Consider the following 23,986-nt stretch of genomic DNA (forward strand, 5'->3'; position numbering starts at 1 on the left):
CCCCTTTTTTGAATGAAACATCGTGATTCGATCCTGAAACTTTTGCGCCAACCCGGCTACCGGCCCGTCAACGAGGCGGGCCTTTCGCGCCAACTGGGTCTCGACAAAAAACAACGCCGCCTCTTCTCCCACGAACTCCGGCTCCTCCTTTCCCAAGGCGTGCTGACCCAAGTCCAGGGTGACCGCGTCGCCCTACCCGACGCCCACGGCGGCGGCCGCGGTGACGGCACCCTCACCGGCACCCTCAAGTTCCGCGCCGGCGGCTCCGCCATGGTCATCATCAACCGCGCCGGCGAACCCGCCGACGTGCCCGAGGTCGTCCAGATCGCCGCCGAGGACGCCGCCAACGGTTTCCACGGCGACAAGGTCCGCCTCCAGCTCGACCGCCGCCCCAACCAGCGCCGCAATGCCCGCAACCCGCGCGCCAACGAGCCCCGCGGCCGCATCATCGAGATCCTCGATCGCGGTTCCGACATCGTGGTCGGCACCCTGCGACGCATCCGCCGCCGCTACTACGTTTCCCCCGACGATCCGCGCTTCGTGCACGACATCGGCGTGACCGACCCGGCCGACGGCAAACTCTCCCCGCCGCCCGACGAAGGGGACAAGGTCGTCGTCAAACTCCACGAATGGACCAACCCCAATCGCCCCCCGGAAGGCCGCGTGGTCGAGCGCCTCGGCCGCCAATGGGAACCCCGCGCCGAGCTCCTGGGCGTCTACCGCAAGTTTGACCTGCATCCCGAGTTCCCGGCCGACGTCCTCGCCGAAGTCGCTCGCCTGCCCGACCGCGTGCAACCCCGCGATCTCACCGCGCGCCTCGACTATCGCCAGATCCCGACCTTCACCATCGACCCCGATGACGCCAAGGACTTCGACGACGCCCTTTCCATCGAGTTCCTGCCCGATGATCTCATCAAGATCGGCATCCACATCGCCGACGTCTCGGCCTACGTGAAGCCCGGCTCCAACCTCGACAAAGAAGCCCAGCGTCGCGGCAACTCCACCTACCTCGTCGGCACCGTTGTGCCCATGCTGCCGGAGAAGTTGTCCAACGGACTCTGCTCGCTCGTCGAAGCCGAGGACCGTCTCACCAAGACCGTCTTCCTCACCTTCGACCGCAAACGCCGCATCGTGGCCACGGCCTACGCCAACACAGTCATTCGCAGCCTCAAGCGTCTCACCTACAAGCAGGCTTACACCCTGCTCAAGGAGGACGACATCCAGGCCGCCCGTGACCTGCCGCTGCCCCCGAAACACCAGACCGGCTCCACCGGCCGCGCCCTCAGTTCACTCAAGGACCGCGAGCTATCCGACCTGCAAAACTGGATCCGCACCCTCTGGTCGCTCGCGTCCAAGCTCCGGCGCGATCGCATGAAGCGCGGCAGCCTCGATCTCGACATGCCCGAGACCAAAGTCTTCGTCGACGAAGACGGTTACGCCGATCGCCTCGAACTCATCGAGCACGACGAGAGCCACCAGCTCATCGAGGAGTTTATGCTCGCCGCCAATGAAGCCGTGGCCCGCCTCACCAAGCAGCACAAACTGTGTTCGGTCTATCGCGTGCACGATGACCCCGACGAAGAGAAGCTCGGCGAATTCCGCCAGGAACTCGCCGCCCACGGCATCCGCGTCGGCGACCTCACCCTGCGCGAGGAAGTCACCAAACTCCTCGTCATCCTCAAGGACCACCCGCAGGGCCATACCCTGCGCACCACCCTACTGCGCTCGCTCAAGAAAGCCGCCTACCGCGCGTCTCCAGATGGTCACTACGGCCTCGCGAAGAAGGACTACACCCACTTCACCTCGCCCATCCGCCGCTACGCCGACTTGCTCGTGCACCGTGTCGTCGATCATTACCTGATCACCTCCGGCGGTTGGCCCATGCCGGCCGGCTACAAGTTTGGCTACACCCAGGCCAAGATGGAGCGCCTCGGCGAACACATCAGCGAAACCGAAACCAACTCCCAGGAAGCCGAACGGGAGAGCGTGAAGATCAAGACCCTGGAGTTCTTCGAACGCGAACTCGCCAAACGCCACCCGCGCAGTTTCGAAGCCGTCGTCACCGACGTGCGCCAACACGGCCTCTTCATCGAACTGGTCGAGTCCATGACCTTCGGTTTCCTGCCCACCAGCGAACTCGGCAACGACTTCTACCAACTCGTCGACGACAACACCGCCATCGTCGGTCGACGCAGCGGCCAGCGATTCGCGCTCAACACGCGTCTCAGCGTGAGTGTCGCCAAGGTCGACCGCGTGAAGCGCATGATCGATTTCCAGATCGTGCCCGACGCGCCCATCCACACGCCCAACGCCCCGCAAAGCCTCGCCGCGCCGGTGCAACGCCGACCGCAACCCAAGTCCAAACAAGGGGCCAAACCCACGGGCCGTCCCAGCGCCCAAGCCCACCGCAAAGGCCCCAAGCCGCGCGGCAAACGCGGTCGTTAAATAACGGTCTAGCCAACAGTGTTTTAGACGGATTGACCTGAAGAAAACACCGTCTTACCGACGTCCCGCATCAGCACGACCCGTCCCCCATTTTTCCTGCGCCACTCGCCCCGCGTCATCGCCGCTTTCGGCGGGCTGATCTCCGTTTTGGTGTCGGTTAGCGTCGCGACCCTCTACGTCGGCAGCATCGGGATCGATCAACTCGACTGGCCGGCGGTCTTTGGACTGGCGATCCTGTGTCCGAGCATCATCGCGCCGCCGATTGTTTATTTTCAAAGTCGCGCCTACCACCAACTCGCGGAGCAGCGCGAAAAGCTGACCGAAACCAGATCGCGCCTGGAGCAAGCGCTGGCGCAAGTGAACGAGCTGACCGACCTGCTCCCCATCTGCGCGTGGTGTCACCGCGTCCGCGACGACGAAGGCTATTGGGAACACGTGGAGGAGGTGCTGGCCCGCAACACCCGCCGCGCCATCACGCACGGCGTCTGCCCCGACTGCAGCACGCGCGAAATCGCCTCCCTGGAAAAACCCCGCGCCGACCGGGTGCGCTGATTTTGTCTTTTTGACCCAATCAGAGCGCTCGGACTTTACCTCCGACCGAGTTCTGACTTGGTTCCGCGCAACAACTTCGGCGCTGGCCTCGCCCCGGTTGAAAACCGCATGAAAAAGCAGGACCAGACCAAGGCGAAAAGCCGCTGACTCCGGGACCTCATTAATCCCCGTTCCCATGAGCCAGAAGTTTTCCGCCAAAGAACTCGAACGCGCCCGCCAAATCGCCAACGCCGTGCGCAACACACGCTCCGACATGGAGCTGATTGAAGGCGCCGGCGGCGGCCCCAGTATTATAACCGTCACTATACTGTTAATTGTAGGTATTGCGGCAGTAGCCGGCGCGTCATGGTGGTGGTTAAGCAAACCGGATCCGGCTAATCACCTCGTGTTCACGCCTCCCCAAGCTGAGGTCGCCCAACCGCCCCTCGCTCCACCATCTCGGCAGCCGACAAACCAAAGTTCGACCAAGAAGGTCACTGCTCCCTCTCCTCGATCCACCGCCAAGAAGGAGTTCAACCCTTACGTCACTCGCACGCTGCCAACAAAGCCCCAACCTAAGGCGCGGCCGGCTTCTGGATCTTACCAATCGTCCGTAAGCCTTGAATCGCATCGCCAATCAGCGGCGGACTACGCCGAGTCCTTCTTTCTTCATGATTATGTTCTCGGATCCGCCGAGAAGGTTGTCCGAAATGTAACCGTTTTCCCGCGACAAACCGAACGGATGGTTGGGTGGTCCCAGATACGAAGCACCGGCAATGTTGAGATCGAATACTACAACCGGAACACCAGGGCCTACGGAACGACTCGTCGCGGATACGAGGCGATCACGACCGAAAGCGACGGTGATTTGCGTGTCGTGGAATTTGCCCCGAAGACCGCGGAATACAAATAGCCTGATCCGAGTCCCCCTCGTCGCTCGCTTTCTCCAAATGAACACCACACCGATTCTTCTGTTGGCTGTCGTCGTAGCTGTAGTGCTGGTCGCGTTCGCGGCAGTCGCTCTCAAGTCAAAGGTCGGCGAACCGAAGGCGGACGCGGCTCTCTACACCCTGCGCCCTTCGATATACTCTCCGGCCGAGCGGTCGTTTCTCGGCGTCCTCGACCTCATTGAGCTAGGTGAACTGACCATTTCGAGCAAAGTGCGCTTGGCTGACATTTTTGAGGTCAAACCCGGCGTCGATCGCCGCGAACGGCAGGGAGCCGTAAATCGCATCACCTCCAAACACGTTGATTTTCTGCTCATCCAAAAGTCGGACGGGAAACCGATCCTCGGCATCGAACTCGACGATAAATCCCACCAGCGCGGCGCCCGCGTGAAACGCGATGAGTTTGTCGACACGACCTTCAAATCGGCCGGCCTTCCACTCCTGCGGGTGAAGGTCCAAGCGACCTACGATCCTCGCCTGGTGCTTAGCGAGATCGAGAAGGCGTTGATACCGAGTGCTCCTACTTCCCCTGATACGCAAAACGTCTGACCCCAAACCCCATGCCCCTCCCCGCGCCATCGGCCAACATTGCCTTGTTCATCGACGCCGATAATGCCCCGGCGGCGAAGATCAATTTTATCATCGGCGAACTCGCGAGCTACGGCGTCGTCAACATTCGACGCGCCTACGGAAACTGGAAAAAACCTGAATTGGCGGGCTGGGAAAGCGTGCTGCACGACAAAGCCATCCGCCCGATTCAGCAGTTCGATCTGATCAAAGGTAAAAACGCGGCCGACATGGCGCTGCTGATCGATGCCATGGACACGCTCTACACCAAAAACGCCGAGGTGTTCTGTATTGTCTCCTCCGATAGCGATTTCACCCCGCTGGTGACACGTTTGCGGGCCGAGGGGAAGACGGTGATCGGTTTCGGGACCAAGAAGGCTGCGGAACCTTTCGCCAACAGTTGCTCGAAATTCCTCTATCTGGACGAAGAGCCTGCCAGTAAGGACGAAAAACCACCGCGGGCCAAACGCCCCGGGAAAGAGCTCAAGGGGGACACCAAACTCATGAACACGCTCAGGACCGCGGTCCGTTCAGCCATGGGTGAAAGCGATTGGGCGAACCTCGCGGTGGTGGGCACCCACATCGCGAACCAGGGTTCATTTGACCCGCGAAATCATGGCTACAGCAAACTCAGCGACCTCCTCAAAGCGATAGACGTATTCGAAACCAAATACGTGAAGGACGACAATGGTGGCACCCACTTCGTTCGGCTCAGGAGCAAGGGCTAGAACGAGCTGTTTCGTTCGCTGATTCAGGCACCATCCGCCACTCGCCCGGGGGCAGGTCTTCGGGCAGCACGTAGTCGCCGATGCTTTCGCGGTGGAGGGCGGTCACGCGATTTTGGATACGGTGGAACATGCGCTTCACTTGGTGGTAGCGGCCTTCGTGCAGCGTAAGCCGAGCGGTGTGGGCCGTGAGTATCTCCAGGTGCGCCGGCTGGGTGGTGAGGTCCTCGGTGTGGAAATAGAAACCCTCCGCAAACGCCGCCACCGCGTCTGGCGCGATGGGGTCGCGGGTCGTGACGCGATAGACTTTCGCCACCTTTTTGTCCGGGTGCATGAGCGCTTTGGACCAGCGGCCGTCGTTGGTGAGTAGGACCAACCCCGAGGTGTTGCGGTCGAGCCGACCGACGAGGTGCAGGGTGTCCTTGTCGGGGTCATCAATGAGGTCGAGCACCGTGCGATGCTCGGCGTCGCTCGTTGCGCTCACCACCCCCACCGGCTTGTGCAGCATCAGGTAAAGCCGTCGCGCCGCCGGTTGAACGATTTCATCGTCGACCAACACCGCGCTGAAGCGGTCCACCTCGGTGTCGAAGCGCGTCTCAATCTCGCCGTCCACTCGCACGCGTCGCGCCAGCAACAGGGTCCGCGCTTGGGTGCGGCCCATGAGGCGGTGTTTGGCGAGAAGGCGGTCCAGTTTCATCGCGTCCACGACGCGGCGCGGCCGGCGCGGTTGTCAATGACGGACCCGACTAGCGGTTCCCGGCCACTGCCACGGGCGATGCCTGGCTGCCCAGGCTTTCGCGCAGGGCGAGAATCATTCCGCGATCCAAAGGCACGTGCCCAACCATCAGTTCACTGGCTTTGAGGCTTTGCTCCGGGTCGGTTCCGCCCAGGTATTCACCAAGCAATGACGGCAGATGCCGCCCGGTCCGCCGACGGTAAGTCTCCGCCCAAAATCGCACTTCGCCTTCGAGCCCGTGACGCTGCGCCACCGCCCAACACGCGCCGGTCGTTTCGAGTGGCAACGCGCTCGCGTCGCCATGCCAGGCTTGCAACGTTGCGGCGGCGAGATCGGCGTGCACGGCCTCCAGCAAGTGGGTGCTGACGATCGTTCGCCGCGCCGGCGTATTGGCCACCCGCAACAACGCCGACCAGGTGGACGTCTCGGCCCAGCTACGGCGCCGCGACTCCAGCTGCCATTCACAAAGCGCACGATCAAACTCACTCAAACGATGCCCTTCACGAAGAAGCAGCATTTCGGCCACGTGGGTGCCCGCCAACTCGAGTTGCGCGGAGAATACCAAGAGCATCTCCGGCGGTGACATCCGGTCGCTGGCGAGCCCGGTTAATGTCTCAATCACCGCGTCCATTCCTGTTCCGGAAAGTTGCGCGTTGTGCGCTTCCAGCAACGCTCGCGTCGCTGGCGAATAGCCGCAATCGAGCGGGAGCGGCAGCCGTGCGATGCGAGCAGAGACCAGCAGGTCGCGGAACCAACGGTGCTTCGTCGCATCCTCGTGTGCTGAAATCTGCTGGCCACAGAAGACCGCCAGTTTGGCGAATTCGCGGCGTAGCAGCAGCGCATCGAAGACAAATTGTTCGCCCGACGCTCCGCCGCGGTTGGGCAGCGCCTGACTCAGCGCCAACGCCCCGGAAAAATCGTTTTCGTCAAGGCAGGCCTGGATCGCCCCCACCCGCGCGGAAAAGCGCTGCGGGTCCAGCCTCAAGGCCGATTGGTAGGCGGTGCGTGCGGTCCGTAATTCACCGTTCGCCCGGGCCGCGTCGCCTTGTGTCACAAATTCTTGAATACGCCGCTCGCGCAACCGTGGGGTGAGCGTGCGTGCCACGGTGATGCTCGCCGCAATCGCGACAGCCAGCAGGCCGATGATCTTGAGAAAGCGAATGGACATGGGGCAGTGAAATGGAGGGGCCGCACCGCCAGCCGGATCAGGCTTGCACGGGAAGCGATGCGCGCAGTCGCTGCCGGCGGCGGCGCCAGAAGAGCGCACCGGCCACCAGCATGAAGCCGCCGATCTGGGCGTAGGTCGCGGGCTCCGGCACCGGCGTGCCCGCGGCGGTGATCGAAGGCGTGAGCGTGCCGAGGTCGGCGAAGGTCATGCCGCTGGAAATGTCGGCCTTGTTGGCGCCGAAGAGGTCCTGGTTGATCGCGTTGTCCTGCGTGGAGGTGTAGGCGATGTAGGACACCTCGCTGTTGGCATCGAAGGTGAAGGTCGAAAAGGAGCCTTTGGCGTAGGTCTGGATCGCGGCGGTGAAGTCGGTGAAACTGATGGCAAAATTGACCCAAGCGTCGGGCGTGCCGTTGAAGGCGGAACCGTCGCTGGCCTGAATGAGGCTGTAGGTATCCCCGACCACGAGGTCGATCGGGGTCTGCGTCTGGAAAGTCCAAGAGGTCGTGCTGGGCGCATCGTTGGCCCCGCTGCCAGGTGTGCCGAAGGTGATGGTGCGGCTGCGATTGCCGACGTTGCCGGAGCCTTCTGCCATCATCATGATGAGGTCGATGCTGCCGGAGTTGTCCAAGTCCATACCGAGGCTGAACCGACCACCGTTGCCGCCAAACTTGTTGTCGACGTCGTAGCCATCCATGCGGGCGCGGAACATGATGTATTCGTCGCTGCCATGGCCCGCGAGCGTGCCGGTTTTCTGCGCCATACCGTAGAAGATGGTGCCGCTGCCGTCGTCGCCGCCAACGAAGTCATCGGAGCTTTGGCCGGTTTGCTGATCACCCAGCGGGTCGGCAATCGTGTTGCCAGTCGAGGCAGCCTTCCACCCCGACCAGCCGGTCGCATCGGAAACCGTGACCTGCGCGTGCAGCATCCGGCCCCCGCAGAGGCAAATGAAAGCAAGAAGAGCCCAACGTCGGAACGAAGAAAACATCCGCCTGTTATTCGTCCCCGGCGCAAAGGCGCTGAAGCGCTATCATGGGCGCAGAAATACTCATTTTCGATCGGGTAAACCTCCTAGGTGGAGTATTTTCCGGAATTTCCACCGGACAGGTTTTTTACGCCTATGCATCAAATTCCGCTCCGGCCCAGGCGGGTGTGTGCCGAAGAACCGCTCACCTTTAACGGCCTTAACTACCATGGCTTACTCCCGCTCCTCTCGTCGGGCTGCGCTACGCCGCAGTTCTCCCCTTCTGGCATTGTGTTTGTTTGGAATGGCCGTGGCGCCGCACGCCCTGCCCGCGGATACCACAGCCAAGGCCGCTCCCGCAGACGTGCCCAACAACTTCGCCCGCGGCTTCTCCGGAGCCCACATCTTCGTCGAGTCCGGCAACGGCATGGGCTTCGTGCCTGGCCAGGCGCTGCAGGCGGTGATCGATGACGATGCCGCCTCGGGCTGGACGCCGCCCGTCGGTCGCACCCGCTTGCTGATCCAACTCACGCAGGACGCCACGCTCGAAGACCTGTCGCTCTTCGCCCCGCAGGCCGAGGGTTCGTTTAAGGTTTGGACGGCCGCTTCCGCCCCCATTCTCGGCGACTCCGACCTCACCCTCGCTCACCCCGAGCACGCTCTGAATGACGGCCAACGCACCGCGCTCAATCTCCCTCAAGCGAGCGTCGTCGTGCTCGAGCTCAACGTATCCGCCTCAGCGCCGATCCGCGGTGTGAAGATCGGCGGACGTCCCACCGGCGAACTGAGCATCGCCACGATCATTTCTCCGGCGGCGGGTAGTGACGATAACGCCCCGACCCAGAAAGGCGAAATCGCCGAAGTGAACTTTGCCCTCAAGGCCCTCGGCGGCGCCATCAGCCGCCAAGACGTGCCCGGCGAGGCCGATACCATGATCGACGGAGACACCGCCACCAGCTTTCCGCTCACGCCAGGCGCCAACGCCAAAACGGCCCACTCAGTCATTCAGCTGGCCAGTGTAGTGGACATCGACCGCGTGACTCTCGCCGTCGGACCGGCGCGCGGCACCTTGCGCGTGCAAACCTCCGATGAGGAAGGCTCGGCGGGTCGCGAACTCGCCGCCATGGAGCTCGACGGCGGCACCGAAGCATTGTCCTTCAGCACAAACGGCGTGCGCGCCGCGCATATCCAACTCGACTGGACTCCCAGCGAAGGCGAAGCCCTCGCGGTTAAAGAAGTCGGCATTTTCGCGCTTGCCCGCATCGAACGCACGCCGCCCCCGCCCGGGTCCAGTGGTCCGGTCGTCGTGAGTGTCGCTCCCGCCTTCAACGCCGTGGCTACCGCCGTCACGCCGGTCACCCCCACCCGGGTCACGGAGGTGGAGGAAGAGGAGCCGGTGGTCGAAGAAGAACCGGTGGTCGAGGTGGAGCCCGAAAACACGGCCTCCGCCAGCGTGCCGGATGCCGACCCGGTCGAACCCAGACCCGTCAGTTCGTGAGTCTGCCGCTTGGTCGCGTTTGCATGGTGATCGGCGCGATCCTGTTGCCGATTGTAGCCTGCTTCGTGCCGACGTTTCTGGGCCCCGGCGCGTTGCTGGTGGGTTTGCTGCTGTGGGGTCTCCCACGAATCCACGCCGACCGCAACGCAACGCCCCTCCCGATAGCCTCCGGCCGCTTTGAACTCACGCTGTTGGTGGGTTCCGCGGTCCTCCTGCTCAAAGACCTCGCCCCGGCTCCGGCTACACTCCGGGCCTCGTGGGCCTGGCTGGATACGCTGCCCGGCGGCGACGCGCTGGGGAACGGCCTAAACCCGGCCCCGCTGACGTCGGTGCATGCCGTGGTGCTTTTGGCTACCGTGCTGATCGGCGTGCGACTTTGTCAGCAGCTCTTCACCCAAACCGACTACGCCGAGACTTGGTTGGCGACGACTGCGGTTCTCGGTGGCGCAGCCGCGTTACCCTTGTGCTTGAGTCCGCCCGATCTCACCCCGGGCGCACTCCGTTGGGGCACGCTCACGAACGTGAACGGCATCGCCGGCGCCCTCGCCTTGAGCTGCTTGGCGGCGGCGGGATGGGCGTGGATCGCGTTTCGGCGGCGCCACACCGGTGCCATGGTGACGGCGGTCTTGGCCACATTACTGGCCGGGAGCGCCTGCCTGCAGCTCGCATCGCGCGGAGCCACCGCGGCGTTGGTCACGGGCGTGGCGGTCGGTGTGGGCGTGAGTTTACGTTCCCAGTTTCGCTTTGGCCGCCGGTTCACCCTGCTCTATCTCGCGGTGGTGGCGCTAGGTGCCCTGTTACTCGCGCCCGCGGTCGTGGCAGAGCAGCTCGACGTCGGCGTGGGTTCGCGCGCGGAAATCTGGCGCTCGGCGCTGCACATTTGGGCGCAAACACCTTGGCGCGGTTTGGGCCTCGGACTCTTTGAACCCCAGTTTGCCTTGCTGGGCGGACTCTTGCCCTCGCTCGGCGCGCAGTTTGTGCACCCCGATTCGAGCTGGGTGCTGCTCTTGTTTGAGTTTGGCCTGCTCGGTCTCGCGGTCCTCGCGATCTGCCTCGCCGCGCTCGCACGGGATCGCCACCGCCACCTGCGGGAAGACGGCCAGGTTTTGCGCGCCATCGCGTGGGCGGGCACCACGGCTTGGGTGGTGCCCGCCATTGGCGATGTGAGCCTGCATCGACCGGCGCTCCTCGTGCTCGGTGTGCCGATGGTAGGACTGCTTCTTCGCGGTCGAAGCGCCTCCGCGCCGGCCCGGCCCCGGGCGTGGCCCGTCTTTGCCACTGGGACGGTCGCACTGGCAGCACTTTTCTTTTCGCTACGCCCCTATCTTGGCCGCGCAGAAGAATCGGAGCAGGGCGTGAATGCCTACGCGAAAGACCCAAACGGTCAGGTCTCACTCACCGAAACAGGACGGGCGTCCCTGCGCATTCACCCGCTGGACGCTGTGTCTCACCACCAACTAGGTCGGGCTGCCCTGCTGCAGGGAGACCTGAAATTGGCCAGCCGCCACTGGCACTTTGCGGCTCAATTGCAGCCGGCCAACTACGCGATGTTGCGGCAATACGCGGTCGCGCTCCAGGCGCGGTCGCCGGAGCTGGCGTTGCCGCATTGGCAACTGGCATTGGCCGGCGCCCCGGAGATTCGCGCCGGCGAGCTTTCACGTCTGCTCACTGAGTATCCGGAACTTAACTACGACGTTGCCTGGCAGGCGGCCGGCGAGGATCCCGCCATGCTTATCGTGCTCGCCGGTGCCTTTCCCACGACGGCCGGACAACAGGCTTTTACGGATTGGCTGCAGCAGCCCGCCGCCGCGTTGACCACGCCCCTGCGTCTCAGCGATGTGGTGGCAGGGTTTGCCCGTTGGGGCTCCCGGCGGGACTTCGCTCGCTGGCTGGCAACGCGGTCGCAGGAGCCGCGCGCCGTGGGTGACGCCGCCCAACGTTTTGTGAGAGTGGGTCGGGCGGATCTCGCTTGGGTTTTATTGGAACAACTTCTGCCCGAACCCAGCGCCCTGCCCGCTTCTGCCGTCACCGCGCGTTCGGTGGCGCGACTGGATCCCGCCGACAAAGTGTCGCTCGGTCACCGCATCGCAGCGCTCGACCCGAGTTCGGATAACTACCTCCAGTTGCTGCAGGATGCGGTTCAGGCCCAAGACATCGCGCCGTGGTTTCTCCTCCGTCATGCGCACGCCGAGGCTCGCTCGGGAGATTTCGCAGCAGCCAGCCAATCCGCCCTGCGGGCGCTCGCCGCTCAGCGGTAGTGGCGAAGGGAGCAAAGACACCGTCTCCTACACGGATGATTGCGCCTTGGCCCCCCTTGAGTGGCTGCGCTTGAACCGAAGGTGAAAGCGTGGCCCGAAGGCGACTACGTTCTCGCTGCGCTCGAACGCTGCTACCGTTCGACACGCCCCGGCGACAGAGGCACAACGCCATGGCCCCCTCGCGAACCTCTCAAAGCAGAGCTCAGCGGTAGTAGTTGTAATACTTGGAGGACAACTCCGCCTTCACGCCGTTGAGCACGATCTGCGGTTGGGCCACGCCCATGTCCTTCAAGCGGCCAACGTTTTGGGCCACGGTGCGCAGGGAGGTGCTGGCAGCCCGCACAACAAACAACACCTTCTCCGCCGAGGCCAGAATGCCGGCGGTGTCATCCACCGGACCGATCGGCGCCGAGTCGATAATGATCACATCAAAGCCCTGACGCAGCTCGTCGATGCGCGCGTTGACCCTGGACAAACTGAAGAGATCTCCCCCCTTGCGGGCTTCGAGGCCGCGGGGCAGCACGCTGAGATTCGCGTCACTGGTGGATTGCACGACGTCGCTCGCGGGCAACTTGTGCTCCAGGAATTGGGCAAAACCGTGCGGCGCTTGATCCATCCCGGGGAACAGACTCGCGATGCGGCCGCGGCGCAGATCTGCGTCGATCAGCAATACGCGTTTGCCGGCCGCGGCAAAGGCTCGCGCCAGGTTCACCGAAACCTCGGTTTTGCCCTCCGACGCGAGGGAACTGGTCACGAGGAACACCACGCCGGTGTGATCCTGCCGGTCAATCATCAGCAGCGAACGCAGGCGACGAAACGCCTCGTCGAAAGCCGCTTCTTCGTAGCGTGTCCGGCGCATGGATACACGATTGCGCGAACGCAGCGGCACTTCGCCGAGCCCCGGACACCGCAGAAAATCGACGGTCGTCTCGAGCGAGTAAGCGCGGTCATCCGAACGCACCAGCAGCCAGAAAATCAACCATCCGGCTAGGCCTCCCACAAAGGCGCCGTTGGCAACGGAGGTGCGCACGGCCGGCATGATGGGATGCGCCGGCGTGGCGGGTTGGAGGACTTGCACGAGTTCCTGGTCCATGCCCCGGCCCACATCGAGGTTGCGCAGGGAGCCCAGCATGCGGTCGTAAAGGTCTTTGGTGCGATCGCGGGCGTCGCTGAGTTTCTGATACTCGGCTTCGATGCGCGAAGATTCGAGGGCCTTGACCTCCCACTCGGCGATGGCGGCCCGCACGCTGGCGAGTTCGGACTCCAATGCAATCTGGCGTTGGTCCCCCACGCGCGCCAATTCCTTTTCCATGGCGGCGGCGAGCATCTCCTGCTTCTCGATTTCAGCGCTCAGCTGTTTCACGATCGGGTGAGCCGGTCGCAGCACGCGTAGTCGCAATTCGCGCTCCACCTCCAGGCGGCTGAGCTCGTGGCGCAGTGCGTTCAGCTCCCCCATCATGCCGCCAGACGAACCGTTAGCGGTGCCGGGGCCAGCGGCAGTCATCAGGCTCGGAGGTAGCTCCTGTTCGGAGCTGAGACGGCGCCAGTTGGTCATAAGCGAAAGCTCAAGTTTGAGGTTGGCCTCGCGGGATTTGAGTTCGGTGAGGTAGCCCGCGCTGGCGGCAGACTGCTGTTCCCAGAAGCCGATGTTGTTGTTTTCACGGAATGCAAAAAAGGCTGCTTCCTGCTGGGCAAGGTCATCCTCCAGCCGCGCGATCTCGCCTTTGATCTGCTCCAACGTGTTCTGCGAAACGGCGAGACGCCGATCGCGCTTAAACTCCATAAATTCCTCCATCACCGCATCGAGGTAGTGCCGCGCGTAGTCGCCGTCGGCACTCACACAGCTCAGATCCAGCACGGTGGTGCGCTCGGCCACACTCACTAACAGCGTAGCGGGGACGGAGGAAGTCTGCCCCGCCAATGCGAGACGTTGCAGACTGCGTTGGTGAATTTGCTCGCTGCGCATGATTTCGATCTGCGTGCCGAGATAGTTGGCCACTTCCTCCGCAAAGGCAGAGGGGGTGTCGGCCATGACGACCCGGCCGGTCACATACATCTTGGCGTCGGACTGAAAGTCGACGTGCTGCCGACGCAGCTGGAAGTAACCGTAGGCTCCGCCCAATACGACGAAGAGCACGATAATCCAACCATGGCGTCGCACGACGGGCGACAGCAGCGGGTTGTAGCGTTTAAGATCCTCGAGTTCCACGGTGATTGGCGGGGTTACCAGTTGATGAGTTTTTCGCCCACGATGACGAAGTCACCGTCCTGCAGCGCGACGTCCTGCTCCAAACGGCCTTGGTCGAGCACAGCGCGCAGATCGACCGTAATGGTGCGCGTCTCCCCGCCCTCGTGTTGACGGACGATGCGCACATTGCGCTTGTCGGCAAAATCGGTGAGGCCACCGGCCGCGAGCAGCACCCGACCGAGGAAATTCTCGCGAGAAAGATCGATCTCCACCGGCCCCACCTGCCGCACCTGGCCGGACAAATGCACGCGGCCGCGGCTGAGGTCGTCCATGCGATACTCCGCCACGGTCAGGTTCACCGTCGCAGTCACGTAGAGTTCGGTCTCGAGCGCGGTTTTGATGCTCGCGCGGAGTTCTGGAATGGTGAGCCCGGCCGCGTCCAGCGGACCGTAAAACGGCAGCTCAACCGCGCCCGTGTTGCCGACCACCAGTTCCACGGTGGGTTCGCCATCCTCGGTCACCCGGTAGCGCAGACGGTCGCCGACGGCGAGGGGGCGATCCGGTCGCACCTCCGCACGCAGCGGGCTGACCAGCGAGCCGGACAGCAGCACAACCGTAGCGAGCGCGAGTTGGATGATGGCGCGGGCGTTCACAGGCTGTATTGCACGAAGATCGCGATGCGATTGCGGGTGTAGGAACGCGCGGCGATGTCGGAGCGTTTGTCGACCCAGCGCCATTCCAGCGAAGCCTCGAGGCGCGAGGAAAGCGGACGTTGCAGGCGAGCCTGCAGGGTCTGGCGGGTGGCGGATTCGCCGAAGGAGCCCGACTCATGAATCCGTTCCCACAACCACATGCAGTCGAGGTGAGACTGGCGCCAGAGCGCGAGCTGCGGGGCCACCCGGATCGAACGGATCTCGTAAAAGTTGGTGCCAATGCCGTCCTGCACTTCCTGCGCGGCGATGACGGTGTAACGCAGGGCACGACGCACCTGGTGGTCGAAGCGCAGCGAACCGTAGGCGCCGGAAAAATCCTCGTTGTCGTTGATCGAGCCATCGCGATCGAAGCTCGAGCGTTGCACGCCAGCTTCGGCCATGAACCGCATCTGCCGAGAGATCAAATGCTGTAAAAACACCCCGACGCTTTCGGAGTGGGAGTCGTTCTGCTGGGCGAGATCGTAGTCGAGATCCGACGCGCTCAGCGAGACGCCCCAGCCGCCGCCTTTGCCGAGCGGGAAGTAAGGTTGCAACGATACCGCCCGGCGCTTGGCGTCGAGACCATTGCCTCCGGCGGTCTGATCCTGCCAGCCGTAGAGCACCATGCCCTGAAGCACGACCCGGTTCATGTCCCAGTCGAGCTGCGCGCCGGCATCGATGTTAAGCCGCCCAAAGCGGTCGGTCTGGCTGATCACGACGGATTCGATGGGGTCTTCCTGCAGGCTGGCGCTGACGAAGGTGCGGATCTTGGCGCGCCCCACAAAAACGTCGAAACCGAGGTCGGACCCCGGCGCGATGCTTTGGTAACTGTGCAGGCCGTCCGGACCGTCCAGGTAGATGCGGCGCGTGCCGGCCACCTGGAGGTGAAATTGGTTTTGCTCCGTCAACGGCATGTCGAGGCCCACCTTCAGGCCCAACACCAGCGCCAATGCGTCTTCGCCGTCGGTCGTGAGGCGGGCGTTGTCGGTGTATTCCAAGCCGACTTCGGCCGACAGTGTTCCCTGCAAGCCCGCCGGGCCACGGTCGTTCTGCGCCGGTGTGGCCACCGCGGCCGTGACCGCCGTCGGATCCCGCATGGTGTCACGCACCCAGGTTTGGGCGCTCGCGGTAGCCCCGACGAACGCAACCGACCAAATCAACGCCATGAGCAGGCGGAAACAAGCGGTGACGGGCGAACGGCTCGCTCGAACACCGGAGAGGGAAAAGGTGCAAGTAAGGGGACAACGCATGCGGTTGAAATCCCGTATCGGTGCGGCCTGCAGGGACTTGAAGGCGAACTGTCGCCGATACGGGGCAATGCGTAGGGACTCCCGCCTACGCCTGAGGGGCATCACCTATAACGCCGCGACGTATTACCTAATCTCCCCTCTCTGCATGCGCTTATCACACCGTTGATCAAAATTGCTAACCGGTTCGTGACCGGTCTTTCGCATTGAAGCTTCACGAATTTGCATGAGGTAGATCACCCATGCGGCTCTCCTTATCTGTGCCCGCCTTGTTCTTCGCCTGCGCGGCCGTAGCCGCCGCGGACACGATGGTCATTCCCCTCACCACTGCCAACGACGGCATCTCCATCGAGACACGTCGGCCTGACTTTTCTTGGCAGCCCCAGCGCTTCGACGAGGCCGCCCCCTCGCTGCCGGTGGGACGCACCTGCAATCCGGCCAAGGGCGAACGCACTCGGGCCTTCCTGCAAGTTCCGCTGGCGAACCTCCCCGACTCCCCCGCGATCGAACGCGTCACCCTGCACCTCTTTGTCGAAGCGCCGGCCACCACGCCTACGGAGACCGACGCAGCCCCCTGTGCCACTCTTCAACACGTCTCCTCGACGACCGCCGACGGCCAAGCCGGACAACAACTGGATCAAGCGATGGGGGGCGCATATCCGCTCGGCGCGACCCAAGGCGGTTGGCTCAAATTCGACATCACCGCCGATGTCGCGCGCGACCGCATGGACGGCGCGGCGGCGAGCGCCTTCGTCATCCCTCCCTGCGCTGGCGCCACGGCCGGCATCCGCTCGGCCGACTTTGCCGATCCCGATTTCCACCCCTACCTCGAAGTCGACTGGACCAGCGCCGAGGACAACTGGAGGTGGGGCGTATTCGTGGGTCTGGGCGTGTTGTTCCTCCTGACGATGAACACCTCCAGCCGCCGCCGGATGGAACCCTGAGGCCAATTCGGGTTTCAGTAGGCGCCATGATCCGACGGGTTCGCGCTCGGTGAACGGCCCACTTCCACTCAACGAAAAACAAACCCGAGGTTTTGCGTTCTGGGAGGTCCCCCCTACGGTTCGCCGCGATGTCGATCACGCACTTCGCCTTCCCTACCACGTTCCGCGAACTTTACGATCACGCCGTCCAAGCCTACCGGGCTGGGGCCAGCTCCTCTGCCGAGCTTTACGATGAGGCGCAAACCGCCTGGCTGGCCGCCAACGGCATCAACGCCCAGGCGATGTTTGACTACGCCGAGGACGACGTCTCCGGCGGCGCACCGGGCTTTGAACACGCCCTTGCGATCGAAACCATTCGCCGCGACTACTTCCTCAACGTCCAGAAGGGCGTGCCGTCGACCGTTGTGGCCGATCCGGATACCTGGGCGGGCAAAGCCGAAGCCATCGATGGCATCGTGTGGCTTCCCCGCATCCTCCCCAAGGTGCGCGCCAAGCTGCGTGGCGAGCTGCCGGCATCGATGATGTATTGCTGCGGCGGCGACCGAAACTTTTTCCGCACGCACGACATCCTGCCGGCCGAATTCCTCAATCTCGCATGGCGGCACTTCGATGACGACGATGCCATCATTGCCTGGGTGAAAGCCCGCTCGGTCGCGGTCTGACGCCACTTTCCCCCGCGCTCCTCCCGCTTCTTCTGCCTCGAACCCTTAGCTCCCCTCCCCACTCATGAGCAGCTACACCCTAAAGGTGAACGGCGAAAGCCACACCGTCGACGTCGCCCCCGATACTCCCCTCCTGTGGGTGCTGCGGGACCACCTCAACCTTGTGGGCACCAAATATGGTTGCGGTATGGGACTTTGCGGCGCGTGCACCGTGCACCTCAACGGCGCGGCCATGCGATCCTGCCAACTGCCGGTGTCCGCCGTCGGGGCGCAACCCATCACCACCATCGAGGGGCTCGATCCGGCCGGCGTCTCCGCCGTGCAACAAGCTTGGGATGAGGTCGACGTGCCGCAGTGCGGCTACTGCCAGTCCGGCCAGATCATGAGTGCCGCCGCGCTGCTCGCCTCCAACCCGCAGCCGACCGATAGCGACATCGACTCGGCCATGGCGGGCAACCTCTGCCGTTGCGGCACCTACGTCCGCATCCGCCAAGCCATTCACCTCGCCGCCGAAAAGACCGCGGCCAAAGCCTAACCCCAGGAGGACGACACCATGAACACGGAACTCGCCTCCCGCTTCGCCGATCGCAACGCCGCCGCAACCGGCGTCAGTCGCCGCGGTTTTATCAAAACCACCGGTGCGGCCTACGCCGGCCTCAGCCTCGGCCTCATGTTGCCGGGCCGGTCTGCCGCCGCCGACAAGAACCCGGCCTTCCCCGCCCCTGACGACGGGGACTTTGCGCCCAACTTTCACCTCCGCATCGCTCGCGACGGCAGCGTCGTAATCGTTTCCCAAAACCCCGAATGCGGTCAGGGCGTGAAGACCGCCCTGCCCATGCTGATCGCCGAAGAACTCGAGGTCACTTGGGACAGCGTGCAGATCACCCAAGCTGGTCTCGACAACCGCTACCAACGCCAGATGGCCGGCGGTTCGGGCGCCACCCCGGCGCATTTCATGGAATTTCGCCGCCTCGGCGCCACCGCCAAGGCCATGCTCATCACGGCCGCCGCCCAGAGCTGGGACGTGCCGGAGTCCGAGTGCCACGCGGCCGCCAACGCTGTGCACCACGCCGCCAGTGGCCGCTCGCTCGGTTACGGAGAACTCGTCACCGCCGCGTCTGCCCTCGAAGTGCCGGACGCCGAGTCCGTGCAGCTCAAGGACCCGCAGGACTTCAAGATTCTCGGTAAACGTATCCCGGGGATCGACAACCCCGCGCTGTTTACCGGCAAACCACTTTTCGGCATCGACCAAACCGTCCCCGGCATGGTCCACGCCACCTTCATCAAGTGTCCAACCTTCGGCGGCACGGTGAAGAACGCCAACCTCGACCACGTGAAGCGCCAGCCCGGCGTGACCGACGCCTTCGTCATCGAGGGCAATGGCAAGATCGACGAACTCTTACCCGGCGTCGCCATCCTCGGCGTCGACACCTGGTCGGTGCTCAAAGCCGCCAGCCGCGCCCTCATCGTCGAATGGGACTACCCCGAGGAGACAGCCGGCCAAAGCACCGATGGTTTCTACGCTCAGGCCGAGAAACTCTCCGCCGGTGAGCCGCAGAAAGAGCTCCGCGCCGACGGTGACGTCGATACCGCCCTCACCCAAGCGAGCGCGTCCCTCGAGTCGTATTACACCTACCCGTATCTGTCGCACGCCACGCTTGAGCCACAAAACTGCGTCGCCGTGGTCACGGCCGACCGCGCCGAAATCTGGGCACCGACTCAGCTCCCGAGCTGGGGCCGCGGACTCATCGCTGGCAATCTCGGCATCCCGGAAGAAAACGTCTTCATCCACATGACTCGCATTGGCGGTGGATTCGGCCGCCGGCTCATCAGCGACTACATGGTGCAGTGCGCCGCCATCGCGCAACGCGCCGGCGTGCCGGTCAAGATGACCTGGAGTCGCGAGGAAGACACGCAGCACGACCTCTACCGCGCGGCGGGTTGGCATCGCTTCAAGGGCGGCGTCGATGCGGCCGGCAAACTGGTCGCCTGGCAGGATCACTTCGTCACCGTCGGCCAGCAGAGCGATTCCGAGCCGGGTCGTGGCGCCGGCATCAGCAGCGACGAGTTCCCCGGCCGCTTCGTGCCGAACTTCAAACTCTCCCAAACCGTCATCAACACCGGCATACCGCTCGGTTGGTGGCGTGCCCCGGGTTCGTGCGCCATCGCCTTTGCCACCCAATCCTTCCTCGACGAGTTGGCGCAGGCGTCCGGCGTTGATCCGGTCGAGTTCAAACTAGCCGTCTTGGGCGAAGAGGCCAAACCCGCCGCCGGTGGTCGCGGCCCCGAATACCACGGCGGTCGCATGTCGACCGTCGTGAAGGACGCCGCCGCCAAGATCGGCTGGGGCAAAACGCTCCCCAAGGGCGAAGGCCTCGGCGTGGCGTTCCACTTCAGCCATCTCGGCTACGTTGCCATCGGTGCCCATGTGCAGGTGAGTCCTGCCGGTCAACTCACGGTCAAACGCGTCGTCGCCAGCTGTGATGTGGGCGAGACCATCATGAACCTCAGCGGTGCCGAGAACCAGGTGCAGGGCTCCATCGTGGATGGCTTGTCCTCCGCCCTCGGCTTGCAGGTGACCGTGGCCAATGGCGCCGTCCAGCAGTCGAACTTCCACGACTACCCGCTCATGCGTATCAACGGCACGCCGGAGAAGATCGAGGTGCACTTCATCTCCACGCCTTTCCCGACCACTGGACTCGGCGAACCGGCCCTGCCGCCGCTCGCGCCTGCCATTGGCAACGCTATCTTTGCCGCCACCGGCAAACGCGTGCGAAGCATGCCCTTCAACCAAGTCGACCTCAGCTGGAGCTGACGGTCGTCTTTGCCCGTGAAGTTAACAGGCGTTGACCGACCGCAAGCTGCGGTCGGTCTTTTGCAATATCCAGCCGGACAGAACCTGATTCAGACAGATATAAACACGACGCCTTCGCTTGGCATTGCCTCGGGAACACGGCGCGTTAACGGTCATGCAATTATGTGCATACCGGTGAGGTAACCCCTTTCCTCCCGGCCGGCCTATCTCCCCTCTTTCTTATCCCCCCATCATGCAACTCGACCCCAACCTCTCCCGCCGCAGTTTCCTCAAAAAAACCTCAATCGCCTCCACCGCCGCCATGGCGTTTCCGGCGATCATGAAAGGCCAGGGCGGCGCCGCTTCGCCCAATTCGAAGCTCAATCTCGCCATCGTCGGCGTCGGCGGTCGCGGTCGCAACGCCATCGAGGCCCTGGTGGGCGAGACCTTCGTCGCCTTCTGCGACGTCGACGACAAGATGGCCGCCGAGGCGTATCAGAATTATCCCGACGTCCCTCGCTTCCGCGACTACCGCGAAATGTTCGCCACTATGGGCGACAAGATCGACGGCGTGGTCATCTCCACGCCCGACCACATGCACTTCCCGATCGCGATGACCGCGATCGCTCACGGCAAACACGTTTACGTCGAAAAGCCGCTCACCCACACGGTTGAGGAAGCCCGCCTTCTGACCGCCGCCGCCAAGAAAGCCGGCGTCATCACCCAGATGGGCAACCAAGGTCACAGCAACGAAGGCACCCGCCTCCTCAAAGAGTGGATCGCCGCCGGCGTGCTCGGCGAGGTGCGTGAAGTGCACAGCTGGACCAATCGTCCGATCTGGCCGCAGGGCCTGCCGTGGCCCGACCACAGCAAGATGCTTCCCGTGGTGCCCGACACCCTCGATTGGAACCTCTGGCTCGGTGTCGCGCCGGAACGCGCCTACGACCCGGCTTACGTGCCCTTCGCTTGGCGCGGTTGGTGGGACTTCGGCTGCGGCGCCTTTGGCGACATGGCCTGCCACATCATGGACGCGGCCTACTGGGGCCTCGAACTTACCGCGCCGACGGCCGTGGAAGCGTTCTCCGCCAAGATGACGGAACACGCCTGCCCGGTCAGCTCGGTGGTGAAGTTCGACTTTGCCGCGCGCGGCAACATGCCCAGCGTGAAGTGGACCTGGTATGATGGCGGTCTCACCCCCACCCTGCCGCCCGAATTCGAAGCCGGCCGCCAACTCCCGCGCGACGGCTCCGGCAGCTTCATCATCGGCTCCGAAGCGAGCGTGCTGAGCACCACCTACAACAGCTCGATCCGCATCTTCCCGGAAACCAAGATGCGCGAGATCGCGCCGAACCTGCCGCCCAAGACCCTGCCGCGCGTGCCGACCAGCAACCACCACGAAGCTTGGGCCATCGCCATCCGCGAGGGTTATCAGCCGGCCGCCAATTTCGACTACGCCGGCCCGTTCAGCGAGACCGTGCTGCTCGGCAACGTGGCCATCCGGGCCAACCGCCGCATCGAATGGGACGCCGCCAACATGAAGATCCCCAACCTGCCGTCGGCGGAGCAATACCTCACCAAGTCCTACCGCCCGGGCTTCTTCTAAGCCTCACGCTCCGCAATCCGATCCCGGCTGATTCACTTACCTCCACACCATGTCCAACCCTGACCAAAACCTCGCCTCCACCTTCGCCTTCTGGGTGCTGCGTCTGTGGCTCGGCGTCCGCGCCGTGTTCACCGGCCTCGAAAAATACGCCGGCACCGTCACCGAGCAGCAACCGTTGCTCGATGAATTCGGTGAACCCGACATCAACGGCGCCATGGTGGAGGTGTCCAACAAAGTGTATGGACTCGAGCACTACCACGGCATCCCGGTGCCGCTCGCGGACAAGTTTGCCGCCGAACCGCTGCTGCCGGGCTGGGCGCTCGGAATCTACGACACGGTGCTGGGTCCTCTGCTCATCGCCATGGGCATCACGCTGCTGCTCGGCATCGCGCCGCGCATCTCGCTGCTGGTGCACGGCCTAGTCTATGTGAGCCTCACGGTGGGTCTGATCCTCATCAAGCAAGACGGCGGCATCGCGTGGCTCGGCATCCACGTCGCGCTGGTCGCCCTCGCCCTGCGCCTCGTGCAGCACGACCGCTTCTCCATCCTCAAGAAGTGGTGACGTGCATCGACTGCGCTGGAGGGAAACCGCGAGCCGCATTCGCTGTCTCCTTCCGACCCGTCGCTCTCCGCCTGAACGTTACGCCCTCGGATATTAAGAATTTATGACCGACTCCCCTTCCCCTCAGTTAAACCCCACGTCCTGGTCCCGCCGCGGCTTCCTCAAAACCGGCCTCGCTGCCGGCGGCATGGTGCTCGCCGCCCCGGCCGTGCTCCGTGGCCAACCGTCCGCCAACGCGATCAACATCGCGCTCGTCGGCGTCGGCTCGCAGGGCCGCGTGTTGCTCGATTCGATGCTCAACATCCCTGAGCTCAACTTCGTGGCCGTCTGCGACATCTGGGAACTTTCCCAACGCTACGGCGTGAACCGCCTCAAGAAGGCTGGCTTCAACCCCAACGGCTACACCGACATCGAGGACATGCTCGCCAAGGAGCAGAACCTCGACGCCGTCATCATCGCCACCCCCGACTTCTGGCACGCCCCGCACACCAACATGTGCCTCAAGGCCGGCCTCCACGTCTACTGCGAGAAGATGATGGCCCACACCGTCGAGTCGGCCCGCTCGATGGTCCAGACCATGCGCGAAACCGGCAAGCTGCTGCAGATCGGCCACCAACGCCGCAGCAACCCGCGCTACCTGCACGCGCTGCACAACATCATCGAGAAGGCCAAGATCCCCGGCCGTATCACCAACATCAACGGCCAGTGGAACCGCGCCGTCTCCGAAGATCTCGGCTGGCCCAAACGCTACGAGATCCCGGCCGACACCTTGCAGCGCTACGGCTTCAAGGACATGCACCAGTTCCGCAATTGGCGCTGGTTCAAAGACCTCTCCGGCGGCCCCATCTCCGACCTCGGCGCCCACCAGATCGACATCTTCAACTGGTTCCTCGGCACCGGCCCGAAGAGCGTCATGGCCTCCGGCGGCGCCGACTACTACGACACCCACGAATGGTATGACAACGTCATGGCCATCTTCGAATACGACACCGCCCAGGGCCCGGTGCGCGCCTTCTACCAGGTGCTCACCACCACCAGCGCCGGCGGCGGATACTTCGAGCAGTTTATGGGCGACGAGGGTTCGGTGAAGATCTCCGAGAACCCGAATCTCACCAAAGTTTACCGCGAAGACCGCGCCCCCGATTGGGAAAAATGGATCGAGCTAAACTACCTGCGTCGCTCCGCCGGAGCCCCCGCCCCCAAGGAAGCCGCCACCGTCGACGTGCGCGAAACCGCGCCCCTCGTCGCGTATGATCTCCCCGTCGTGCTCGACAAACCGCTGCACCAACCCCACCTCGAAAACTTCTTCGCTGCCGTGCGAGGTCAGGCCAAACTCAACTGCGACGCCGCTCACGCCTTCGAAAGCGAAGCCGCCATCTTCAAGGTCAACCCGGCCGTCGCCGCCCGCAAGGCCCTCGACTTCACCCCCGAAGACTTCAAAGCCTGAACGTCCCTTCC

20 protein-coding genes are annotated in these 23,986 nt (G+C 63.7%); 14 read left to right on the forward strand and 6 right to left on the reverse strand.

The features are described from left to right. The first annotated feature begins 12 nt into the window (after nucleotides 1-12). The 5 genes from K1X11_RS03300 (at nucleotide 13) to K1X11_RS03320 (ending at nucleotide 5,218) form a co-directional block, all read left to right on the forward strand. Nucleotides 13-2,445: a ribonuclease R family protein gene (locus K1X11_RS03300; protein ID WP_221032529.1), complete on the forward strand. Its 2,433-nt coding sequence runs from the start codon at nucleotides 13-15 to the stop codon at nucleotides 2,443-2,445. Between the two features lie 147 nt (nucleotides 2,446-2,592). After that, the gene (locus K1X11_RS03305) at nucleotides 2,593-2,997 is read left to right on the forward strand and encodes a hypothetical protein (RefSeq protein WP_221032530.1); all 405 of its coding nucleotides are present in this window, start codon (nucleotides 2,593-2,595) and stop codon (nucleotides 2,995-2,997) included. Between the two features lie 175 nt (nucleotides 2,998-3,172). Continuing rightward, entirely contained in the window at nucleotides 3,173-3,889 is a 717-nt protein-coding gene (locus K1X11_RS03310) for a flagellar basal body-associated FliL family protein (RefSeq protein WP_221032531.1), read from the forward strand. A gap of 37 nt (nucleotides 3,890-3,926) precedes the next feature. After that, nucleotides 3,927-4,472, forward strand: coding sequence for a DUF2726 domain-containing protein (locus tag K1X11_RS03315; protein WP_221032532.1), 546 nt, complete (start codon nucleotides 3,927-3,929; stop codon nucleotides 4,470-4,472). A gap of 11 nt (nucleotides 4,473-4,483) precedes the next feature. Beyond that, on the forward strand, nucleotides 4,484-5,218 hold the full coding sequence (locus K1X11_RS03320; RefSeq protein WP_221032533.1) for an NYN domain-containing protein: 735 nt from the start codon (nucleotides 4,484-4,486) through the stop codon (nucleotides 5,216-5,218). Here the strand turns inward: K1X11_RS03320 and K1X11_RS03325 are convergent. From K1X11_RS03325 to K1X11_RS03335, 3 genes are read right to left on the reverse strand one after another with little or no spacing between them, the layout of a single operon-like run. Further along, complete coding sequence (locus tag K1X11_RS03325) at nucleotides 5,202-5,912, reverse strand: pseudouridine synthase (protein ID WP_221032534.1); 711 nt, start codon at nucleotides 5,910-5,912, stop codon at nucleotides 5,202-5,204. The two genes, K1X11_RS03320 and K1X11_RS03325, sit on opposite strands and share 17 nt — an antisense overlap. Nucleotides 5,913-5,961: 49 nt before the next feature. Then, nucleotides 5,962-7,119 carry a hypothetical protein gene (locus K1X11_RS03330; RefSeq protein ID WP_221032535.1) on the reverse strand — a complete coding sequence of 386 codons (1,158 nt, stop codon included), beginning with the start codon at nucleotides 7,117-7,119 and terminating at the stop codon, nucleotides 5,962-5,964. Nucleotides 7,120-7,156: 37 nt separating this feature from the next. Further along, the gene (locus tag K1X11_RS03335; RefSeq protein ID WP_225919638.1) at nucleotides 7,157-8,044 is read right to left on the reverse strand and encodes a PEP-CTERM sorting domain-containing protein; all 888 of its coding nucleotides are present in this window, start codon (nucleotides 8,042-8,044) and stop codon (nucleotides 7,157-7,159) included. 340 nt (nucleotides 8,045-8,384) lie between these two features. Between K1X11_RS03335 and K1X11_RS03340 the strand changes: the two genes are divergently transcribed. Both K1X11_RS03340 and K1X11_RS03345 read left to right on the forward strand, forming a co-directional pair. After that, nucleotides 8,385-9,578, forward strand: coding sequence for a glycosyl hydrolase family 2 protein (locus tag K1X11_RS03340; protein ID WP_221032536.1), 1,194 nt, complete (start codon nucleotides 8,385-8,387; stop codon nucleotides 9,576-9,578). Further along, nucleotides 9,575-11,836 carry an O-antigen ligase family protein gene (locus K1X11_RS03345; protein WP_221032537.1) on the forward strand — a complete coding sequence of 754 codons (2,262 nt, stop codon included), beginning with the start codon at nucleotides 9,575-9,577 and terminating at the stop codon, nucleotides 11,834-11,836. The genes K1X11_RS03340 and K1X11_RS03345 overlap by 4 nt, the downstream gene beginning before the upstream one ends. 202 nt (nucleotides 11,837-12,038) lie before the next feature. Here the strand turns inward: K1X11_RS03345 and K1X11_RS03350 are convergent, their stop codons facing one another. From K1X11_RS03350 to K1X11_RS03360, 3 genes are read right to left on the reverse strand one after another with little or no spacing between them, the layout of a single operon-like run. Then, nucleotides 12,039-14,045, reverse strand: coding sequence for a GumC family protein (locus K1X11_RS03350; RefSeq protein ID WP_221032538.1), 2,007 nt, complete (start codon nucleotides 14,043-14,045; stop codon nucleotides 12,039-12,041). Nucleotides 14,046-14,059: 14 nt separating this feature from the next. Continuing rightward, complete coding sequence (locus tag K1X11_RS03355) at nucleotides 14,060-14,677, reverse strand: polysaccharide biosynthesis/export family protein (RefSeq protein ID WP_221032539.1); 618 nt, start codon at nucleotides 14,675-14,677, stop codon at nucleotides 14,060-14,062. Further along, nucleotides 14,674-15,966: a porin family protein gene (locus K1X11_RS03360; RefSeq protein WP_221032540.1), complete on the reverse strand. Its 1,293-nt coding sequence runs from the start codon at nucleotides 15,964-15,966 to the stop codon at nucleotides 14,674-14,676. Before K1X11_RS03360 ends, K1X11_RS03355 begins: the two co-directional genes overlap by 4 nt. A gap of 257 nt (nucleotides 15,967-16,223) precedes the next feature. Here K1X11_RS03360 and K1X11_RS03365 point away from each other — a divergent pair, with 257 nt between their 5' ends. The 7 genes from K1X11_RS03365 (at nucleotide 16,224) to K1X11_RS03395 (ending at nucleotide 23,975) form a co-directional block, all read left to right on the forward strand. Continuing rightward, on the forward strand, nucleotides 16,224-16,907 hold the full coding sequence (locus tag K1X11_RS03365) for a hypothetical protein (RefSeq protein WP_324726076.1): 684 nt from the start codon (nucleotides 16,224-16,226) through the stop codon (nucleotides 16,905-16,907). 128 nt (nucleotides 16,908-17,035) lie between these two features. Next, on the forward strand, nucleotides 17,036-17,569 hold the full coding sequence (locus K1X11_RS03370) for a DUF5069 domain-containing protein (RefSeq protein WP_225919640.1): 534 nt from the start codon (nucleotides 17,036-17,038) through the stop codon (nucleotides 17,567-17,569). Nucleotides 17,570-17,633: 64 nt separating this feature from the next. Further along, entirely contained in the window at nucleotides 17,634-18,104 is a 471-nt protein-coding gene (locus tag K1X11_RS03375) for a (2Fe-2S)-binding protein (RefSeq protein ID WP_221032542.1), read from the forward strand. A gap of 18 nt (nucleotides 18,105-18,122) precedes the next feature. Beyond that, nucleotides 18,123-20,384 (forward strand): xanthine dehydrogenase family protein molybdopterin-binding subunit, encoded by a 2,262-nt coding sequence (locus tag K1X11_RS03380; RefSeq protein WP_221032543.1) that lies wholly within the window; start codon nucleotides 18,123-18,125, stop codon nucleotides 20,382-20,384. Between the two features lie 232 nt (nucleotides 20,385-20,616). Beyond that, a complete protein-coding gene (locus tag K1X11_RS03385; protein WP_221032544.1) occupies nucleotides 20,617-21,966 on the forward strand; it encodes a Gfo/Idh/MocA family protein in 1,350 nt (449 codons plus the stop codon). Nucleotides 21,967-22,015: 49 nt separating this feature from the next. After that, nucleotides 22,016-22,528, forward strand: a complete 513-nt coding sequence (locus K1X11_RS03390; RefSeq protein WP_221032545.1) for a hypothetical protein — start codon at nucleotides 22,016-22,018, stop codon at nucleotides 22,526-22,528. Between the two features lie 103 nt (nucleotides 22,529-22,631). Next, nucleotides 22,632-23,975, forward strand: a complete 1,344-nt coding sequence (locus K1X11_RS03395; RefSeq protein WP_221032546.1) for a Gfo/Idh/MocA family oxidoreductase — start codon at nucleotides 22,632-22,634, stop codon at nucleotides 23,973-23,975. Nucleotides 23,976-23,986: the final 11 nt, after the last annotated feature.

The sequence above is a fragment of the Actomonas aquatica genome, assembly GCF_019679435.2.
In the GTDB taxonomy this organism is placed as follows: domain Bacteria; phylum Verrucomicrobiota; class Verrucomicrobiia; order Opitutales; family Opitutaceae; genus Actomonas; species Actomonas aquatica.